General features: G+C 71.5%; 12 protein-coding genes. 3 read left to right on the forward strand and 9 right to left on the reverse strand.

All coding sequences use genetic code 11. The annotated features are described in order from the left end of the window. From ACIY1X_RS16095 to leuS, 8 genes are all read right to left on the reverse strand, one after another. On the reverse strand, positions 1-1865 hold a 1865-nt coding region (locus ACIY1X_RS16095), incomplete at its 3' end, for a potassium transporter Kup (RefSeq protein WP_399682273.1). 93 nt (positions 1866-1958) lie between these two features. Then, complete coding sequence (gene gshA, locus ACIY1X_RS16100; protein WP_038203757.1) at positions 1959-3266, reverse strand: glutamate--cysteine ligase; 1308 nt, start codon at positions 3264-3266, stop codon at positions 1959-1961. A gap of 181 nt (positions 3267-3447) precedes the next feature. Then, the gene (locus tag ACIY1X_RS16105) at positions 3448-4914 is read right to left on the reverse strand and encodes a TrkH family potassium uptake protein (protein WP_399682276.1); all 1467 of its coding nucleotides are present in this window, start codon (positions 4912-4914) and stop codon (positions 3448-3450) included. 15 nt (positions 4915-4929) lie between these two features. Further along, positions 4930-6414: a Trk system potassium transporter TrkA gene (gene trkA / locus ACIY1X_RS16110; protein ID WP_399682279.1), complete on the reverse strand. Its 1485-nt coding sequence runs from the start codon at positions 6412-6414 to the stop codon at positions 4930-4932. A gap of 45 nt (positions 6415-6459) precedes the next feature. Next, positions 6460-7743, reverse strand: coding sequence for a glutamate-5-semialdehyde dehydrogenase (locus ACIY1X_RS16115; RefSeq protein WP_399682281.1), 1284 nt, complete (start codon positions 7741-7743; stop codon positions 6460-6462). Positions 7744-7789: 46 nt separating this feature from the next. Further along, positions 7790-8836 (reverse strand): DNA polymerase III subunit delta, encoded by a 1047-nt coding sequence (holA, locus tag ACIY1X_RS16120; RefSeq protein ID WP_399682283.1) that lies wholly within the window; start codon positions 8834-8836, stop codon positions 7790-7792. Between the two features lie 12 nt (positions 8837-8848). After that, positions 8849-9382: an LPS assembly lipoprotein LptE gene (lptE, locus tag ACIY1X_RS16125; RefSeq protein ID WP_399682286.1), complete on the reverse strand. Its 534-nt coding sequence runs from the start codon at positions 9380-9382 to the stop codon at positions 8849-8851. A gap of 5 nt (positions 9383-9387) precedes the next feature. After that, positions 9388-12009: a leucine--tRNA ligase gene (gene leuS, locus ACIY1X_RS16130; RefSeq protein WP_399682288.1), complete on the reverse strand. Its 2622-nt coding sequence runs from the start codon at positions 12007-12009 to the stop codon at positions 9388-9390. 124 nt (positions 12010-12133) lie between these two features. Between leuS and ACIY1X_RS16135 the strand changes: the two genes are divergently transcribed. The 3 genes from ACIY1X_RS16135 (at position 12134) to ACIY1X_RS16145 (ending at position 15452) form a co-directional block, all read left to right on the forward strand. Continuing rightward, positions 12134-13675: a class I adenylate-forming enzyme family protein gene (locus tag ACIY1X_RS16135; RefSeq protein ID WP_399682290.1), complete on the forward strand. Its 1542-nt coding sequence runs from the start codon at positions 12134-12136 to the stop codon at positions 13673-13675. Next, the gene (locus ACIY1X_RS16140) at positions 13672-14805 is read left to right on the forward strand and encodes an SLC13 family permease (RefSeq protein WP_399682293.1); all 1134 of its coding nucleotides are present in this window, start codon (positions 13672-13674) and stop codon (positions 14803-14805) included. Before ACIY1X_RS16135 ends, ACIY1X_RS16140 begins: the two co-directional genes overlap by 4 nt. A 98-nt stretch (positions 14806-14903) precedes the next feature. Further along, positions 14904-15452, forward strand: coding sequence for a VOC family protein (locus ACIY1X_RS16145; RefSeq protein ID WP_038204105.1), 549 nt, complete (start codon positions 14904-14906; stop codon positions 15450-15452). 48 nt (positions 15453-15500) lie between these two features. Here ACIY1X_RS16145 and ACIY1X_RS16150 read toward each other — a convergent pair. Beyond that, positions 15501-17135, reverse strand: a 1635-nt coding sequence (locus ACIY1X_RS16150; protein ID WP_399682296.1) for an autotransporter outer membrane beta-barrel domain-containing protein, incomplete at its 5' end; no start/stop codon positions are given.

Raw genomic sequence — 17135 nt, forward strand, 5'->3', positions numbered from 1 at the left:
ATCTCCAGCTTGGACCCCAGCTCCACCACCGCGTTGTTGGGCAGGCCGAGGAAGGCCGCCGCGCCGCTGGCGTTGTGGTGCATCTGGGCGAACAGCTTCTCGCGCCAGTGCGCCATGCCGCTGCCCAGGGTGGGGATGACGACGTCGCGCGAGAGGAAGTAGCTGGTCGTCATGCGGTCGAGCTGGCAGCCGCGCAGGCGCGCGTGCTCCAGCGCGGCCGGCAGGTCGACGTCGTTCTTGAAGCCGTAGTGCACGACGAGCTGCCAGCAGTGGCGGCCCAGCGGCTCGATCTCGACGCGCCGGTCCATCGGGATCCATGGCAGCTCGTGGTTGCGCACGGTGACGAACAGGTTCTGCTCGTGCAGCACCTTGTTGTGCTTGAGGTTGTGCAGCAGCGCGTTGGGCACCAGGCCGGGCTCGGCGGTCAGGAACACGGCCGTGCCCTGCACCCGCGCGGGCGGGCTGACGAACACGGCGTCGAGGAAGCTGCGCAGGTCCAGCGCCTCCGCGCGCTGGGCCTCGCCCATCAGGCGGCGGCCTTCCTTCCACGTCGTCATCAGCGTGAAGACCATCAGGCCGATCATCACGGTGAACCAGCCGCCCTGCGGCAGCTTGAGCATGTTGGAGGCGAAGAAGGCCAGGTCGATGAGGAAGAACACCGAGGTCGAGGCGATGCACAGCGCGAGCGGCAGCTTCCACGCGAAGCGGATCACGAAGAAGGTGAGCACGGTGGTGATGAGCATGTCGGCCGTCACCGCGATGCCGTAGGCCGAGGCCAGGTTGCTCGAGTTGCGGAACATCACCACCGCCAGCACGATGGCGACGAACAGGCTCCAGTTGACGAAGGGGATGTAGATCTGCCCGACCGCGTGCACGCTGGTGTGCTCGATGCGAAGCCGCGGCAGGTAGCCCAGCTGGATGACCTGCCGCGTGACGCTGAAGGCGCCGGTGAGCATGGCCTGCGAGGCGATGACGGTGGCGGCCGTCGCCAGCAGCACCAGCGGCATCAGGGCCCAGCCGGGCGCCATGAAATAGAAGGGGTTCTTCACCGCCTCCGGGTGGCCCAGCAGCAGCGCGCCCTGGCCGAAGTAGTTCAGCACCAGGCAGGGCATGGCCACGGCGAACCAGGCCACGCGGATGGGCCGCTTGCCGAAGTGGCCGAGGTCGGCATACAGGGCCTCGGCCCCGGTGACGCACAGCACCACCGCGCCCAGGATGACGAAGCTGGTGCCCGGGTTGTCCCACACGAAGCGCAGCATGTAGTGCGGGCTGACGGCCTTGAGGATCTCCGGGTGGCCGACGATCTGCGACACGCCCAGCACCGCCAGCACGATGAACCAGGTGAGCGTGATGGGCCCGAAGAAGCGCCCGATGCCGGCGGTGCCCCGCTTCTGCACCGCGAACAGGGCGAGCAGCACGGCCAGCGTCAGCGGGATGACGTAGTGGTGCAGCGCCGGCGACACCACCTCCAGCCCCTCGACGGCCGAGAGCACCGAGATGGCCGGCGTGATGACGCCATCGCCGTAGAAGAGCGAGGTGCCGAAGATGCCCACCGCCAGCAGCGGGCCGCGCAGCCGCGGCCGGCCGGCGACGGCGCGCGAGGCCAGCGCCAGCATGGCCACCAGCCCGCCCTCGCCCTCGTTGTCGGCGCGCAGCACCAGCACCACGTACTTGATCGAGACGATGGTGGTCATCGTCCAGAAGATCATCGAGAGGATGCCGTAGACGTTCTCGATGGTGAACGGCACGTGTCCGTGGCCGAACACCTCCTTGATGGCGTACAGCACGCTGGTGCCGATGTCGCCGTAGACGATGCCGATGGCGCCCAGGATCAGGGCCGGCAGGGATTGCTTGGGAGCGGACACGAGGCCGAATGACGGATGGGGGCCGCCATTGTGCGACGCATCAAAGGCGCCGCAAGGCTTGACAGGAAGGCTTCCGTGCGGCTGGCGCCGCGCTTACTCGTAGACCTCGGCCTCGGGGTTGGTCGCTTCCAGCTCATAGGCGGCGGCGACCATCGCCAGGCGCCCGATCACGCCGTACATGTAGAAACGATTGGGTGCGCTGGCGCCGAGCTTGGCGCCCGGCTGCGGCAGCTGCGCGCTCTCGGAAAAGGCCAGCGGCACGAAGCTGGCGCCGGGCAGGGCCAGGTTCTCGTCACTGCCGCGGTCCGGGTGCACGCGGTAGAAGCCGCCGACCACGTAGCGGTCCATCATGTAGACCACCGGCTCGGCCACGCCGTCGTGCACGCGCTCGTGGGTGAGCACGCCTTCCTGCACCACCACGTCGGTGGCGCCCACGCGCAGGCCCTCGGTGGCCTTGTCGGTGGCCTTCTTCTGCCTGGCGCGGGCAACCAGCGCCTCCACCTCGCGGCCGTCGTGCACGGTGCTGATGGTCAGGCCCGAGGCGCCGTTGTCGGCCTTGACGATGGCGAAGGGCTTCTCGTTGATGCCGTATTCCTTGTACTTCCGGCGCACCTTGGCGATCACCGCGTCGACCTGCGCGGCCAGCGCGTCGGTGTTCTCGGCGCGGGCGAAGTCCACCTCCTCGACCTTGCCCCAGATCGGCTGGATCAGCCACGGGTCGATGCCCAGCAGCTTGCCGAAGCGCTTGGACACTTCCTCGTAGCTGTGGAAGTGGTTGCTCTTGCGCCGCACCGACCAGCCGGCATGCAGCGGCGGCAGCAGGTACTGCTCGTGCAGGTCCTCCAGGATGCCGGGGGTGCCGGCGGCCAGGTCGGTGTTCAGCAGGATGGTGCAGGGGTCGAAGTTCTTCAGCCCCAGGCGCCGGCGGCCGCGCACCAGCGGCTCCAGGCAGACGATGTCGCCGCCGGGCAGTTCCACCTTCTTCGGCGACTTGATCGCCGGGTCGATGGAGCCGATCTTCACGTTCAATCCCGCCATGCGGAAGATGCGCGCCAGTTGCGCCACGTTGGCGAGGTAGGTGCTGGAGGAAAAGCGCGCCTCGGGGACGATGAGCAGGTTGCGCGCCTCGGGGCAGATCTTCTCGATGGCGGCCTGCGCCGCCTGCACCGCCAGCGGCAGCATCTGCGGCGTCAGGTTGTTCCAGCCGCGCGGGAAGAAGTTGGTGTCCACCGGCGCCAGCTTGAAGCCGGCGTTGCGCACGTCCACCGACGTATAGAAGGGCGGCGTGTGCTCCATCCACTCGAGCCGGAACCAGCGCTCGATGGCAGGCATGCCATCGATGATGCGCTGCTCCAGTTCGTTGATGGGGCCCGTCAGGGCGGTGACCAGGTGGGGGACCATGCGGTGGCCTTGCAGGGGTGGGGGCGAAAGAAAACCGAGCGAGATTGTAGGAAATGGGGGCGGGCTCCCTGCCCCGCAAGAGTCGGCCGGCGCCGTTTTTCGGCGTCAGGCCGCCTCAGGATGAAAAAGCATCCCCTCGGGGGATCGGACAGGCGCGAAGCGGTTGGCCGAGGGGCCGTTTTCAGTGGCGCCAGAAGGAAGGGGCCAGGAGCGCGATCAGGCTGAGCATCTCCAGCCGCCCGAGCACCATCGCGATCGAGCAGACCCAGACCTGGAAGTGGCCCAGCACGCCGAAATGCGACGCCGGCCCCACCTCGCCCAGCCCCGGCCCCATGCAGTTGACGCTGGCGATCACGGCGCTGAAGGCGGTGACGGGGTCCAGCCCCGACAGCACCATCACCATGCCCAGCACGATCACGGTGCCGCCGTACACCAGCATGAAGGCCAGCACGGCGAAGATGTCGCGGTGCTCGACCACGGTGGCGCCCAACGTCACCGGCTGCACGGCGCGCGGGTGGGCCAGGCGCGTCATCTCGCGCCGGGCCTGCTTGAGCAGGATCAGCACCCGCACCATCTTGATGCCGCAGCCGGCCGAGCCAGCGCTGGTGGCCACGCCCGAGAGCAGCAGCATGAACAGCGGCGCGAAGGCCGGCCAGGCAAGGAAGTTCGTCGAGGCGAAGCCGGTGGTGCTGCCGATGGAGATGGCGTTGAAGAAGCCGTGGCGCAGCGCCTGCGGCCAGTCGTAGTGCCCCTGGACCATCAGCACCAGCGACACGATCAGCCCGCCGCCCAGCAGCGCCAGCAGCGTGGCGCGCCACTCGATGTCGCGCAGGCACACGCGCAGGCTGCGCTTGCGCAGCGCGATGAAGTACAGCGCGAAGCTGCCGCTGCCCACCAGCATGAAGACCATGGCGATGCCTTCCATCAGCGGCGAGTCGAAGTAGGCGAAGCTGGCGTCGTGCGAGGACAGCCCACCCAGGCTGACGGTGGCGAACATGTGCATCAGCGCGTCCATGGCCGGCATGCCCGCGGCCCAGTAGGCCAGGAAGCAGGCCGCCGACAGCCCGACGTAGATGCCCCACAGCCCCTTGGCGGTCTGCGCGATGCGCGGCGTCAGGCGGTTGTCCTTGATCGGGCCGGCCACCTCGGCGCGGAACATCTGGCTGCCGCCCATGCCGAACATGGGCAGCACCGCCACCGCCAGCACCAGGATGCCCATGCCGCCGATCCACTGCAGGAAGGTGCGCCACACGTTGATCGACAGCGGCAGCGAATCCAGCCCGGTGAGCACGGTGGCGCCCGAGGTGGTCAGGCCCGAGACGGCCTCGAAGTAGGCATAGGAGAAATCCAGCTCGCGCCCGACGGCATGGCACACGGCCATCAGCGGCACGCAGGCGATCAGCGGCAGCAGCAGCCAGGTGGCCGACACCAGGATCACCCCGTGCCGCGCGCGCAGCTCGCCCCGGTAGCCGTTCAGTCCGGCCCACATCCACGCGCCGCCGCCGAAGCTGGCGCCGGCGGCCGCCAGCCAGAAGCCGAGCAGCCCGTCGCCCTGCACCCACGACACCACGGCGGGCAGCAGGAAGGCGAAGGAGAACATCGTGGTCAGCGCACCCAGCAGGCGCAGCGCGGGCAGGAGGTCGTACATCGGCGCGGCCCGGACTCAGAAGAAGGTGGCGCTGACGCGGAACAGCTTTTCGACTTCGCGCACCAGCCGCTTGCGCGGCATGAAGATGATCACGTGGTCGCCGCTGCGGATCACGGTGCCGGGCTGCGGCACGATCACCTCGGGCTCGGCGGCCTCGGCCGCGGGCGAGGAGCCCTCACCTTCCTCGGCCGGCAGCGGCGCGTCGGGGTCGGGCAGGCCGCGCAGCACCAGGCCGAAGTGGGCATCGCGCGGCAGCTTGATGTCCTTGATCGCGCGGCCGACCACGCGCGAGGTGCGCTCGTCGCCGCGCGCCACGATCTCCATCGCCTCGGCCACGCCGCGGCGCAGGCTGTGCACCACCTGCACGTCGCCGCGCCGCACGAAGGCCAGCAGCTCGCCCAGCAGCGTCTGCGAGGGCGTCAGCGCGATGTCGATCTGCGTGCCGTGGATCAGGTCGGCATAGCTGCGCCGGTTGATGAGGGCCAGCACGCGCCGCGCCCCCATGCGCTTGGCCAGCAGTGCGGACATGATGTTGTCCTCGTCGTCGTTGGTGAGCGAGAGGAAGAAGTCGGACTCGCCGACGCTCTCGTCGTCCATCAGGTCCTCGTCGGTGGCGTCGCCCTGCAGCACCATCACCGACGACGGCAGCCGAGCGGCCAGCATCTGGCAGCGCTCGGCGCTGCGCTCGATGAGCTTGAGCTGCAGCGCCGGGAAGTCCTGCACGAGCTGCTGCGCCAGGCGCATGCCGACGCGGCCGCCGCCGGCGATCGCCACGCGCTGCACGGTGCGCGGCGTCTGCGGGTCGCGCCGGTGCAGCGCGGCGAGCGCCGCGCGCAGGTTCTGCCGCGCGGCCAGCACGAAGACCTCGTCGCCCGGCACCACGTGCGTGCCCTCGGCGGCGGGGATGAAGCGGTCGGGGCCGTCCTCGCGCCGGCGGTACAGCGCCACCACCCGCACCGCCTCGCCGGCGGCGTAGGCGCCGATCTCGTCCACCCGGCAGCCCACCAGCGGCGCGCCCGCCACCGCGCGCACCGACACCAGGCTGGCCCGGCCGCCCGCGAACTCGTAGACCTGCAGCGCCTCGGGGTAGTCGATCAGCCGCGCGATGTAGCGCGTGAGCGAGTCCTCCGGGCAGATCACGCGGTCGACCGCGAAGCCCTCGCGCCCGAGCAGCGGCGATTCGCCGCGGAAGGCCTCCGAGCGCACCCGCGCGATGCGCGTCGGGATGTTGAACATCTGCTCGGCCACCTTGCAGGCGACCAGGTTGGTCTCGTCCTGCGCGGCGCAGGCGATGAGCATGTCGGCATCGCGCGCGCCGGCCTCCTCCAGCAGTTCGGGCTCGATGCCGTTGCCGGCCACGCCGCGCAGCTCGAAGCGGCTTTCCAGGTCGCGCAGGCGCGCCGCGTCGGTGTCGATGACGGTGATGTCGTTCTGCTCGGACACCAGCGTGCCCGCCACGCTCTCGCCGATGCGTCCGGCGCCCAGGATGATGATCTTCACGCGCGTCTCCTCCCCTCGCCTGCCGCGGCGCCGCGATGCGATTCGTCAGCCGCGCACTTCGCCCTGGCCGAGCACGATGTACTTGAGCGAGGTGAGCCCCTCGATGCCCACCGGCCCGCGGGCGTGGAACTTGTCGGTGCTGATGCCGATCTCGGCGCCCAGCCCGTACTCGAAACCGTCGGCGAAGCGGGTGCTGGCGTTGACCATCACGCTGGCCGAGTCCACCTCGCGCAGGAAGCGCTGGGCGTTCACGTGGTCGCGCGTGAGGATGGCGTCGGTGTGGTGGCTGGAATAGCGGTTGATGTGATCGATCGCCTCGTCGAGGCCGGCCACCACCTTGATGCTGATGATCGGCGCCAGGTACTCCTCGGACCAGTCCTGCTCGGTGGCGGGCACCACCTTCGGGTGGCCGGCCAGGCCCTGCAGCAGCGCCGCGGCCTCGGCGTCGCAGCGCATCTCGACGCCCTTGGCGGCGAAGACGGCGCCGATGCGCGGCAGGAACTGCGCGGCGACGGCGCGCGCCACCAGCAGCCCCTCGGCCGCGTTGCAGGGGCTGTACTTCTGCGTCTTGGCGTTGTCCACCACCGTCACGGCCATGTCCAGATCGGCCGTGTCGTCCACGTAGACGTGGCAGTTGCCGTCCAGGTGCTTGATGACGGGCACCTTGGCGTCGCGGCTGATGCGCTCGATCAGGCCCTTGCCGCCGCGCGGGATGATCACGTCCACGAACTGCGGCATGGCGATGAGGTGGCCGACGGCCTCGCGGTCGGTGGTCTGCACCAGTTGCACCGCGTCCTCCGGCAGGCCGGCCTCGGCCAGCGCGGCGCGCACCAGGGCGGCCAGCGCCTTGTTGGAGTCGATCGCCTCCGAGCCGCCGCGCAGGATGGCGGCGTTGCCGCTCTTGATGGCCAGGCTGGCGGCCTCGATGGTCACGTTGGGCCGGCTCTCGTAGATCATGCCGAAGACGCCGATGGGCACGCGCATCTGGCCGACGCGGATGCCGCTTTCCTGCTGCTTCATGCCGATGATCTCGCCGATCACGTCGGGCATGGCGGCCAGTTGCTCGCAGCCCAGCGCCACGGTCTCGATCACCTTGGGCGTGAGCCTGAGCCGGTCCTGCATCGGCGCCGGCAGGCCGGCGGCCTCGGCACGGGCCAGGTCCTGCGCGTTCGCCTCGGCCAGCGCCGGGCCGGCCTCGCGCAGGCGCCGGGCCAGGGCCTTGAGCGCGACGTTCTTGGTGGCAGCGTCCGCCCGCGCCATCTGCGCGGAAGCCGTCTTGGCCTGCAGGCCCAGGGCCTGCATGTGTTCGGCGACGTTGAAGACGTTCATGGCCGCGATTCTCCCACCGCGGCGGCGCCGGCGCTCGGGCCGGGCCTCAGCCGCAGGCGCGGCAGAGCATCAGCGCGAGGCGCTGGAGCGCCAGCCAGCCGTCGGCCGGCCAGTCGGGCTGCTTCAGGCCCTTGACGATGCCGTCCACCAGGTGGGCGGCGCGCAGCAGGCGGGCCAGGGCGCGGCCGTCCAGGCGCGGCAGCACGCGCTCGAAGGCGCGCTCGCGCGGGCCCCACACGCGGTTCTCGCGCAGGGCCACGGGCAGCGGGCGGCCGGCGTCCATGGCGTCGCGCACGCGCTTGAGGGCGCGGATGTCCTCGGCCAGCGTGTAGTGCACCAGCACCTCGGCCTCGCCCTCGGCCTGCAGGCCGGCCAGCATGCGCGAGGCGCGCGGCGCGTTGCCGGCCAGCACGGCCTCGGAGAGCTTGAACACGTCGTAGCGGGCCACGTTGTTGACGGCCGCCTCGACCTGCTCCCAGCTCAGCTCGCCCTCGGGGTGCAGCAGCGCCAGCTTCTGGATCTCCTGGTGCGCGGCCAGCAGGTTGCCCTCGACCCGGTCGGCGAAGAACTGCAGCGTGCGCTGCCCCTCCTCGCCCGGCCGCACGCGCTGGCCCTGGCGCGCCAGGCGCTGCGCGATCCACTGCGGCAGCTGCCCGCGCTCGATGTTGTCGATCTGCACCGCGACGCCGTGGTTCTCCAGCGCGGCGAACCAGGCGCCGCTCCGGGTCTGGCGGTCCAGACGCGGCAGGTGCACCAGGGTGAGGGTGCCCTCGTTGCCCTGCGCCCCCTCGGCGATCTGCTGCAGCGCAGCGCTGCCGTCCTTGCCGGGCTTGCCGGAGGGGATGCGGATCTCGACGATCTGCTTGTCGGCGAACAGGCTCATCGAGCCGCCGGCCGCCAGCACCGCGCTCCAGTCGAAGTGCGCGCCGGCCACGGTGTGGCTGCTGCGCTCGGTGTGGCCGGCGGCGCGGGCCGCGGCGCGGATGGCGTCGGCCGCCTCCTGCGCCAGCAGCGCCTCGTCGCCGTGCAGCGTGTACAGCGGGCGCAGGCCCTTGGCCAGGTGCGCGTCGAGCTGGGCGAGCGGCAGCTGCACGGGACGCGCCGCTCAGAGCGTTTTCACGAAGCCGAGGCGCCGCACGACCTGCTGCGCCAGGTCGGCCGTCATGTCGCGGTAGAGCAGTTCCTGCTCGTTCTCCTTGGCGAGCGCCGAGGTCTCGTTGTAGCTGATGTCGCGCGACTGCGAGACGGAGGTGGCCGGGATCAGCTCCTTGCCGCCGCTGCTCGTGCGCAGCCGGAAGCGCACCGTCAGCCCGAGCGTCAGCTCGCGGATGGTGCCGCCGGAAGTGCTGGCGGCGATGCCGCTGCTGCGCGACTGGTCGAGCAGTTCGCACACCACTTCGGCGTCCTGGGTCGGCGCCTTGGCATCCAGCACCGTGAGGTTGCCCATGCCCTTGAGCTCGCGGCGCACCAGCGCGGCCAGCGGCTCGGGGCCGGTGACGGCGATGCTCTTGAAGGGGTAGTCCGGCGCGCGCCGCAGCTGGAAGCCGCAGCCGGCCAGCAGCAGTGCCGGCACGGCGCCGGCCAGCAGCGCGCGGCGCGAGACGGCACGGGACGCACGAGCAGCAGCAGCGGCAGCCATCGGCCTCACCCCACCACCACGTTGACCAGCCGGCCCGGCACGACGATGACGCGCTTGACCGCCTGCCCCTCGGCGAACTTGGCGAAGGGCTCGCTGGCCACGGCCAGCTTCTCGATCTCCGCCTTCTCGGCGCCGGCCGGCACGCGCAGCGCGCCGCGCAGCTTGCCGTTGATCTGCAGCATCAGTTCCACCTCGTCCTGTTCCAGCGCGGCCGGGTCGACCTGCGGCCAGGGCGCGTCGAGCAGCGTGCCCAGCTCCGCCGCATAGCCCAGGCCCTGCCAGAGCTGGTGCGTCAGGTGCGGCGTGACGGGGTAGAGCACCCGCAGCAGGATGCCGAAGCCCTCGCGCAGCGCCGCCGCCGCGCCCGGTTCGTCCTTGGCCTTGAAGCCCTCCAGCGCGTTCAGCAGCTTCATCGCGCCGGAGACGACGGTGTTGTACTGCATGCGCTGGTAGTCGTAGTCGACCTGGCGCAGCACGGTGTGCACCTCGCGGCGCAGCGCCTTGGCCTGGGCGCCGGGTTCGGCCGCCTGGGCCGCCGCGCCCTGGAGTGCGGCGCCGAAGTTCCACACCCGCCGCAGGAAGCGGTAGCTGCCCTCCACCGCGGCGTCGTTCCACTCCAGCGTGGCCTCGGGCGGCGCGGTGAACATGGTGTACAGGCGCGCGGTGTCGGCGCCGTACTTGTCGATTAGCTCCTGCGGGTCGACGCCGTTGCGCTCGCTCTTGCCCATCTTGCCGATGCCGCCGTACTCCACCGGCGTGCCGTCGGCGGCGGTGCCGCCGGTGATGCGGCCCTGCGCGTCGAGCACCGGCGTGACCTCCTGCGGCGGGTGGTAGTGCTTGCCGCCCTTCTCGTCGCGGTGGAACCAGATGTGGTTGAGCACCATGCCCTGGGTCAGCAGGCGGGTGAAGGGTTCGTCCACCTTCACCAGGCCCAGGTCGCGCATCACCTTGGTCCAGAAGCGCGCGTACAGCAGGTGCAGGATGGCGTGCTCGATGCCGCCGATGTACTGGTCCATCGGCATCCAGTACTGCGCGCCCTCGCCGACCATCGCGGTGTCGAGCTTCGGGTCGCAGTAGCGCATGAAGTACCACGAGCTGTCCACGAAGGTGTCCATCGTGTCCGTCTCGCGGCGCGCCGGCCGGCCGCACACCGGGCAGGTGCAGGCCAGGAAGTCCTCGCGCTTGTTCAGCGGGTTGCCGCTGCCGTCGGGCACGCAGTCGGTGGGCAGCACCACCGGCAGGTCCTGCTCGGGCACCGGCACGGCGCCGTGCTCCTCGCAGTGGATGATCGGGATGGGCGTGCCCCAGTAGCGCTGGCGGCTGATGCCCCAGTCGCGCAGGCGCCAGGTGGTCTTCTTGGCGCCCAGGCCCTTGGCCTCCAGCGCATGGGCGACGGCGTCGACCGCCTCCTGGTAGGCCATGCCGCTGAAGTTGTCGGAATTGATGGTCACGCCGCGCTCCTTGTCGGCGTACCAGTCCTGCCAGGTCTGGTAGTCGAAGTGCGGTTCGCCGTCGACCAGCACCACCTGCTGGATCGGGATGCCGTACTTGTTGGCGAAGGCGAAGTCGCGCTCGTCGTGCGCCGGCACGCCCATCACGGCGCCGTCGCCGTAGCTCATCAGCACGTAGTTGCCGACCCACACCGGCACCGGCTCGTCAGTGAGGGGGTGCGTCACCACCAGGCCGGTGGGCACGCCCTTCTTCTCCTGCAGCGCCAGCTCGGCCTCGGTCACGCCGCCGGCCTTGCACTCGGCGACGAAGGCGGCGACCGCCGGGTCGCTCAGCGCGGCGTGCGCGGCCAGCGGGTGCTCCGGCGCCACGGCGCAGAAGGTCACGCCCATGATGGTGTCGGCGCGGGTGGTGAAGACGTACATGCGGCCGTCGCCGATCAGTGCGCCGTCCGCGCCGCGGATGTCGTGCGTGAAGGCGAAGCGCACGCCCTCGCTCTTGCCGATCCAGTTCTCCTGCATCAGCCGCACGCGCTCGGGCCAGCCCGGCAGCTTGTGCCGGGTGTGCTCCAGCAGTTCCTCGGCGTAGTCGGTGATCTTCAGGTAGTAGCCGGGGATCTCGCGCTTTTCCACCGGCGCGCCGGTGCGCCAGCCCTTGCCGTCCACCACCTGCTCGTTGGCCAGCACGGTCTGGTCCACCGGGTCCCAGTTCACCACCTGGGTCTTGCGGTAGGCGATGCCCTTTTCCAGCATCTTGAGGAACAGCCACTGGTTCCACTTGTAGTACGCGGGGTCGCAGGTGGCGACCTCGCGGCTCCAGTCGATGGCCAGGCCCATGGCCTGGAGCTGGCCCTTCATGTAGGCGATGTTCTCGTAGGTCCACTTCGCCGGGGGCACGCCGTTCTTCAGCGCCGCGTTCTCGGCCGGCAGGCCGAAGGCGTCCCAGCCCATCGGCATGAGCACGTTGAAGCCGCTCATGCGCAGGTAGCGCGTGAGCATGTCGTTGATGGTGTAGTTGCGCACGTGCCCCATGTGCAGCTTGCCGCTGGGGTAGGGCAGCATGGAGCAGGCGTAGTACTTCTTCCTGCCTGCGTCTTCGGTCACGCGGTAGGCGTCGGTGGCGGCCCAGTCGGCCTGGGCGGCGGCTTCGACCTCGCCCGGTTGGTAGGTGGGATTCATGACGTGCTGCGACAGGCCCGGCGGCAGGGCGGCCGGAAAACGCGGGATTATCGGCGCAGCGCGGCGGGTTCGCCCGGGCACGGCCCCGGCTATGCTGCCGCCCTGCCCGCTGGAAGACCGCCTCATGAATCCCCTGGACGCCGCCTTCGCGCGCGACTTCGGCGCCGTCGCCGACTTCATCCGCCAGCATGCGATCGACGCGCCGGCGCGCCCCGCCCTGGCCGACGACCGCGCCACGCTGGACTACGCCGCGCTCGACGCGCGCATGGACCGCGTGGCGGCCGCGCTGCAGCGCGAGGGGCTCGCGCCCGGCGACGCCTTCGCGGTCTGCGCCAACGCCTCGGCGGACTACGCCGCCGTCTTCCTCGGCGCCCTGCGCGCCGGCGTGGCGGTGGCGCCGCTGGCGCCGGGCAGCGCCGCCGACAGCCTGGCGCGGATGATCCGGGACGCCGATGCGCGCCTGCTGTTCCTCGATGCGGCCGGCGCGCAGGCGCTGGGCCCCGGGGCGGCCGAGGGGCTGCCGCGCGTGGCGCTCGAGGGCGAGGTGCCCGGCGCCACGCCGCTGGCGAGCTGGCTCGCCCCCGAGGGCGCCCACCCCGCGCCGGTGGACACGCAGCCCGGCTGGGCCTTCAACATCATCTATTCCTCCGGCACCACCGGCGAGCCCAAGGGCATCGTGCAGAGCCACGCCATGCGCTGGGCGCACGTCAAGCGCTACCGGCCCTACGGCTTCGGGCCGCACACCGTCACGCTGCTGTCCACGCCGCTGTACTCGAACACCACGCTGGTGCTGTTCTTCCCGACGCTGGCCTACGGCGGCTTCGTGCGGCTGATGCCGAAGTTCGACGCCGGCCGCTACCTCGAGCTGGCGCAGCAGCTGCGCGCCACGCACACCATGCTGGTGCCGGTGCAGTACCAGCGGCTGATGGCGCATCCCGCGTTCGACCGCTTCGACCTGGGCAGCTTTCACATGAAGTTCTGCACCAGCGCGCCGCTGCCGGCGCCCCTCAAGGCCGACGTGCTGCGGCGCTGGCCGGGCGGGCTGATCGACACCTACGGCATGACCGAGGGCGGCGGCACCGTCATGCTGGAAGCGCACCTGCACCCCGACAAGCTGCACACCGTGGGCCGCCCGGCGCCGGGCAGCGACATCCGCCTGATCGACGAGGCCGGCCGCGAGGTGGCGCCCGGCGAGGCCGGCGAGGTGGTGGGCCACTCCGGCGGCATGATGACCGGCTACCACAAGCAGCCCGAGAAGACGCGCGAGGCCGAGTGGTTCGCGCCCGACGGCAAGCGCTTCATCCGCACCGGCGACATCGGCCGCTTCGACGCCGACGGCTTCCTGGTCCTGTTCGACCGCAAGAAGGACATGATCATCAGCGGCGGCTTCAACATCTACCCGAGCGACCTGGAGGCGGTGCTGCGCCGGCACCCCGACGTGGCGGATGCCGCCGTGGTCGGCATTGCCTCGGCGCAGTGGGGAGAGACGCCGGTGGGCTTCGTCGTGCTGCGCCCGGACGCGGCCGCCGGCGAGGACGAGCTGCTGCAGTGGGCCAACGCCCAGCTCGGCAAGACGCAGCGCCTGGCCGGCCTGCGCCGCATCGGCGAGCTGCCGCGCAGCGCGATCGGCAAGGTGCTCAAGCGCGAGCTGCGCGAGGCCTGGTGACGCCGCCGGGCGCCGCGCGCGCCGCCCCTTCCGGCGCCGGCCACCCGCCCGCCGGCCACGGCCTGCTGTGGCTGCTGCTGGGCATCGCCGTGCTGTTCGCGCTGCTGCGCCCGCGCCCGCCGCGGGAGCTGATCGCGCTGGTGGACTGGCAGACGGTGGGCGCGCTGGCCGGCCTGCTGCTCATCACCCAGGGCGTGGAGGCCAGCGGCATGCTCCAGCGCCTGGCGCAGCGCCTGCTGGTGCGGGTGACCGACGAGCGCGTGCTGGCCTTCGGCCTCGCCGGCGGCGCAGCCCTGCTGGCGGCGCTGGTGACCAACGACGTGAGCCTGTTCCTGCTGGTGCCGCTCACGCGCGTGCTGGCCACGCAGGCGCACCTGCCGCTGGCGCGGCTGGTGGCGCTGCAGGCGCTGGCGGTCAACGCCGGCTCCGCGCTCACGCCCATCGGCAACCCGCAGAACCTGTACCTGTGGCACCGCAGCGGCGAGAGTTTTGCCGGCTTCGTGGCGATGATGGCGCCCACGGTGGCGGTGATGCTGTTCTGGCTGGCCGTCGCCGTGTGGCTGCTGGTGCCGCGCCAGCCGATCGCCCTGCGCGAGCCGCAGGACCACGGCGCGGTGCAGCCGCGCCTGCTGGCGGTGTCGGCGCTGCTGTTCGTGGGCTTCGTGGTCGCGCTGGACCGCCACTGGCTGCTGCCGGGGCTGATCGGCGTGGCCGCCGTGTTCGCGCTGGTGCGCCCGCGCGTGCTGCTGGGCATCGACTGGGCGCTGCTGGCGATCATCGCGCTGATGTTCGTCGACCTGCGCCAGCTCGCCGCGCTGCCCTGGGTTGCCGAGATGCTGCGCGCCGCGCCCATCGGCGAGGGCTGGCGAGCCTACCTGGCGGCGATCCTCGCGTCGCAGGTGATCAGCAACGTGCCGGCCGCCATCCTGCTGGACGGCGCCGTGCGCGACCTGCCGGCGCTGGCCGCGGGCGTGAGCGTGGGCGGCTTCGGCTTCGTGCTGGGCTCGCTGGCCAACCTGATCGCGCTGCGCCTGGCGCGCGTGCCGCACGGGCTGGCCGAGTTCCACCGCATCAGCCTGCCCTTCCTGCTGGTGTGCACGGCCTCGGCCCTGCCGCTGCGCCTGGGTTGAGGCGGCGCGGCCGATCGCGCCTGCTTTTGCGGCAGATCAAATCCGCCGCCCCACCCCGGCCGTCCAATGGCGGTTCCCCCACGAGCATGGAGCCCCGCGTGAACATCCAGCGCATCCACCACGTCGCCTACCGCTGCAACGACGCCAAGCAGACCGTCGAGTGGTACCGGGACCACCTGGGCATGGACTTCGTGCTCGCCATCGCCGAGGACAGGGTGCCCAGCACGCATGCGCCGGACCCGTACATGCACCTGTTCCTGGACGCCGGCAACGGCAACATCCTGGCCTTCTTCGAGCTGCCCAACGCGCCGGCGATGGGCCGCGACGGGAACACCCCGGCCTGGGTTCAGCACATCGCCTTCAAGGTCGACAGCCTCGAGGCGCTGAAGGACGCCCAGGCCCGGCTGCAGGCCAAGGGCGTCGAGGTGGTGGGCATCACCGAGCACACGATCTTCAAGTCCATCTATTTCCACGACTGCAACGGCCACCGGCTCGAACTGGTCTGCGACACCGCCACGCCCGAGATGCAGAAGCGCCTGGACGAGGTGAAGTGGGACATGCTGGAGGAATGGAGCCGGACCAGGCGCGCGCCCAAGCACGCCGCCTGGATGCACGAGGACGAGTTCGCCGGCGTGGCGGACGACTGAGCGCCACTGCGCGACGCCGGCCGGGAGGCGTGAGCGCCTCCCGCCTGCCTACCAGCTGACCTTCACCCCCAGGCTGCCGTTGAGGCCGCTCTTGGTGCGGTTGCCGCCCCCGCCGGCCCACAGCCGGCCCAGTTCCCCGTACACGCTCAGCGCCGGCGTCAACTGCCAGGTGGCCCCGCCGGCCAGTTCCCAGCTCGTGCCGCCCGTGCGCGTGGCGATGTCGGTGACCGCCGCCGCGGTGGCGTAGCGCGTCACGTCGGTGCCGCTGGAGCGCCGGTACATGTTGATCCGCGCATACGGCTGCACGGCCCCCGCGCCGGTGGCGATCTCACCCTTGACGCGCACCCCCGCACGCAGCAGCCAGCCGCTGTCCGCCCCCTGGCGCACGGCCGCGCCGACCAGCCCCAGGTCGTCCAGGTCCAGGTCCTGGTGCACCAGTTGCAGCTGCGGCTCCACCTGCCAGCCCGGCGCCACCTGGAAGGCCTGGCCCAGCTCCACCGAGGCCAGCACGCTGCGGCCCTTGCCGCTGGTCGACCAGCCCAGGGCCGGCTGCACGTCGTAGCGCAGGCGCCCGGCCTGCAGCACGCCGTCCACATAGAAGCCGTCCCGGTTCTTCCAGGTGGCGTAGCCGCCCAGGTACTGGGTGCGCAGGTCGTTGCGCCCGGCCGCATGGTTCCAGAGGCCGCGCGCGAAGCCGGTCACGTCCATGTCACCTTCGAGCTGGCCCACGTACAGGCCCACGCGCCAGTTCGGGTCGGCCCACAGGTCGGTGCCGGCCTGGAAGCCCGACAGCCGCCCCTCGCTGGAGGGGCTGACGGTGCCGCCCTGCTGGATACGGCGGTCGATGCTGATGAGGCGGCCCCAGGCCTGGCGCGGGCCGGCGGCCGGGCCGGCGGAAGCGCCGCCCACGCCGTCGTCGCCCACGCGCTGGTGCAGGTTGCCCAGCATGGCCAGGCCCGCCTCGCGCAGTTGCTCGGGCAGCGCCGCCAGCAGCGGGACTTCGGCACGGTAGGTGGGCACGCTCACGCCGCCGCCACCGGTGGCGGTGGAGCGCAGGTACCAGCTCTCGCCGGCGCCGCTGGCGTCGGCCGCATGCAGGCGGTATTCGTAGGCGCCGGCGTCCACGTGGCCACCGGCCAGGCTGAAGGCGTCCTTGCTGGTCTGCGCGGTGGTGTTGGCGCCGCCGGTGGCGCGGACGACCTCGATGCCGTCGCCGGTGGTCAGCGCGCCCAGGCCGCCCAGATTGGTGATCTGCACCGAGGTGTGGCCGCTGGCGGCGGCGCCGCTGCCGCTCAGGACCAGCCGGTCGGTGGCGCTCGCGCTGTCGCCCAGGGCGGTGCCCAGGCGCAGGGTGCCGCCGTTGCCCACCCAGGGGCCGGTGACGGTGAGCGTCGTGCCCGGCGCGCTGCCCGGCAGCGAGACGGTGCCGGCCAGGTTCATGGCGGCGATGGTCTGGCTGAAGCCGGCCAGGTCCATGGTGGCGCCAGCCGCCACGGTGTGGGCCGAGGCGGCGCTGAAGGCGCCGGCCGCGCCCGCGCGCAGCGTGCCGGCCGCCACGGTGGTGGCGCCGGTGTAGGCGTTGGCGCCCGCCAGCGTCAGCGTGCCGGCACCGTCCTTGGTCAGCGGGCCGCTGCCGGCGATGGCGCCCGTCAGCGTCAGCGTGCTGCCTGCCACCGGCGCCAG

It is taken from the genome of Xenophilus sp., assembly GCF_044462705.1.
Taxonomy (GTDB): domain Bacteria; phylum Pseudomonadota; class Gammaproteobacteria; order Burkholderiales; family Burkholderiaceae_C; genus Xenophilus; species Xenophilus azovorans.

What these genes read in the sequence shown, in the direction of transcription:
- gshA (WP_038203757.1), bottom strand. Translation starts at nt 3,266, where the DNA reads ATGGTCCCCCACCTGGTCACCGCCCTGACGGGCCCCATCAACGAACTG.
- ACIY1X_RS16105 (WP_399682276.1), bottom strand. Translation starts at nt 4,914, where the DNA reads ATGTACGACCTCCTGCCCGCGCTGCGCCTGCTGGGTGCGCTGACCACG.
- ACIY1X_RS16115 (WP_399682281.1), bottom strand. Translation starts at nt 7,743, where the DNA reads ATGAACGTCTTCAACGTCGCCGAACACATGCAGGCCCTGGGCCTGCAG.
- lptE (WP_399682286.1), bottom strand. Translation starts at nt 9,382, where the DNA reads ATGGCTGCCGCTGCTGCTGCTCGTGCGTCCCGTGCCGTCTCGCGCCGC.
- leuS (WP_399682288.1), bottom strand. Translation starts at nt 12,009, where the DNA reads ATGAATCCCACCTACCAACCGGGCGAGGTCGAAGCCGCCGCCCAGGCC.
- ACIY1X_RS16135 (WP_399682290.1), top strand. Translation starts at nt 12,134, where the DNA reads ATGAATCCCCTGGACGCCGCCTTCGCGCGCGACTTCGGCGCCGTCGCC.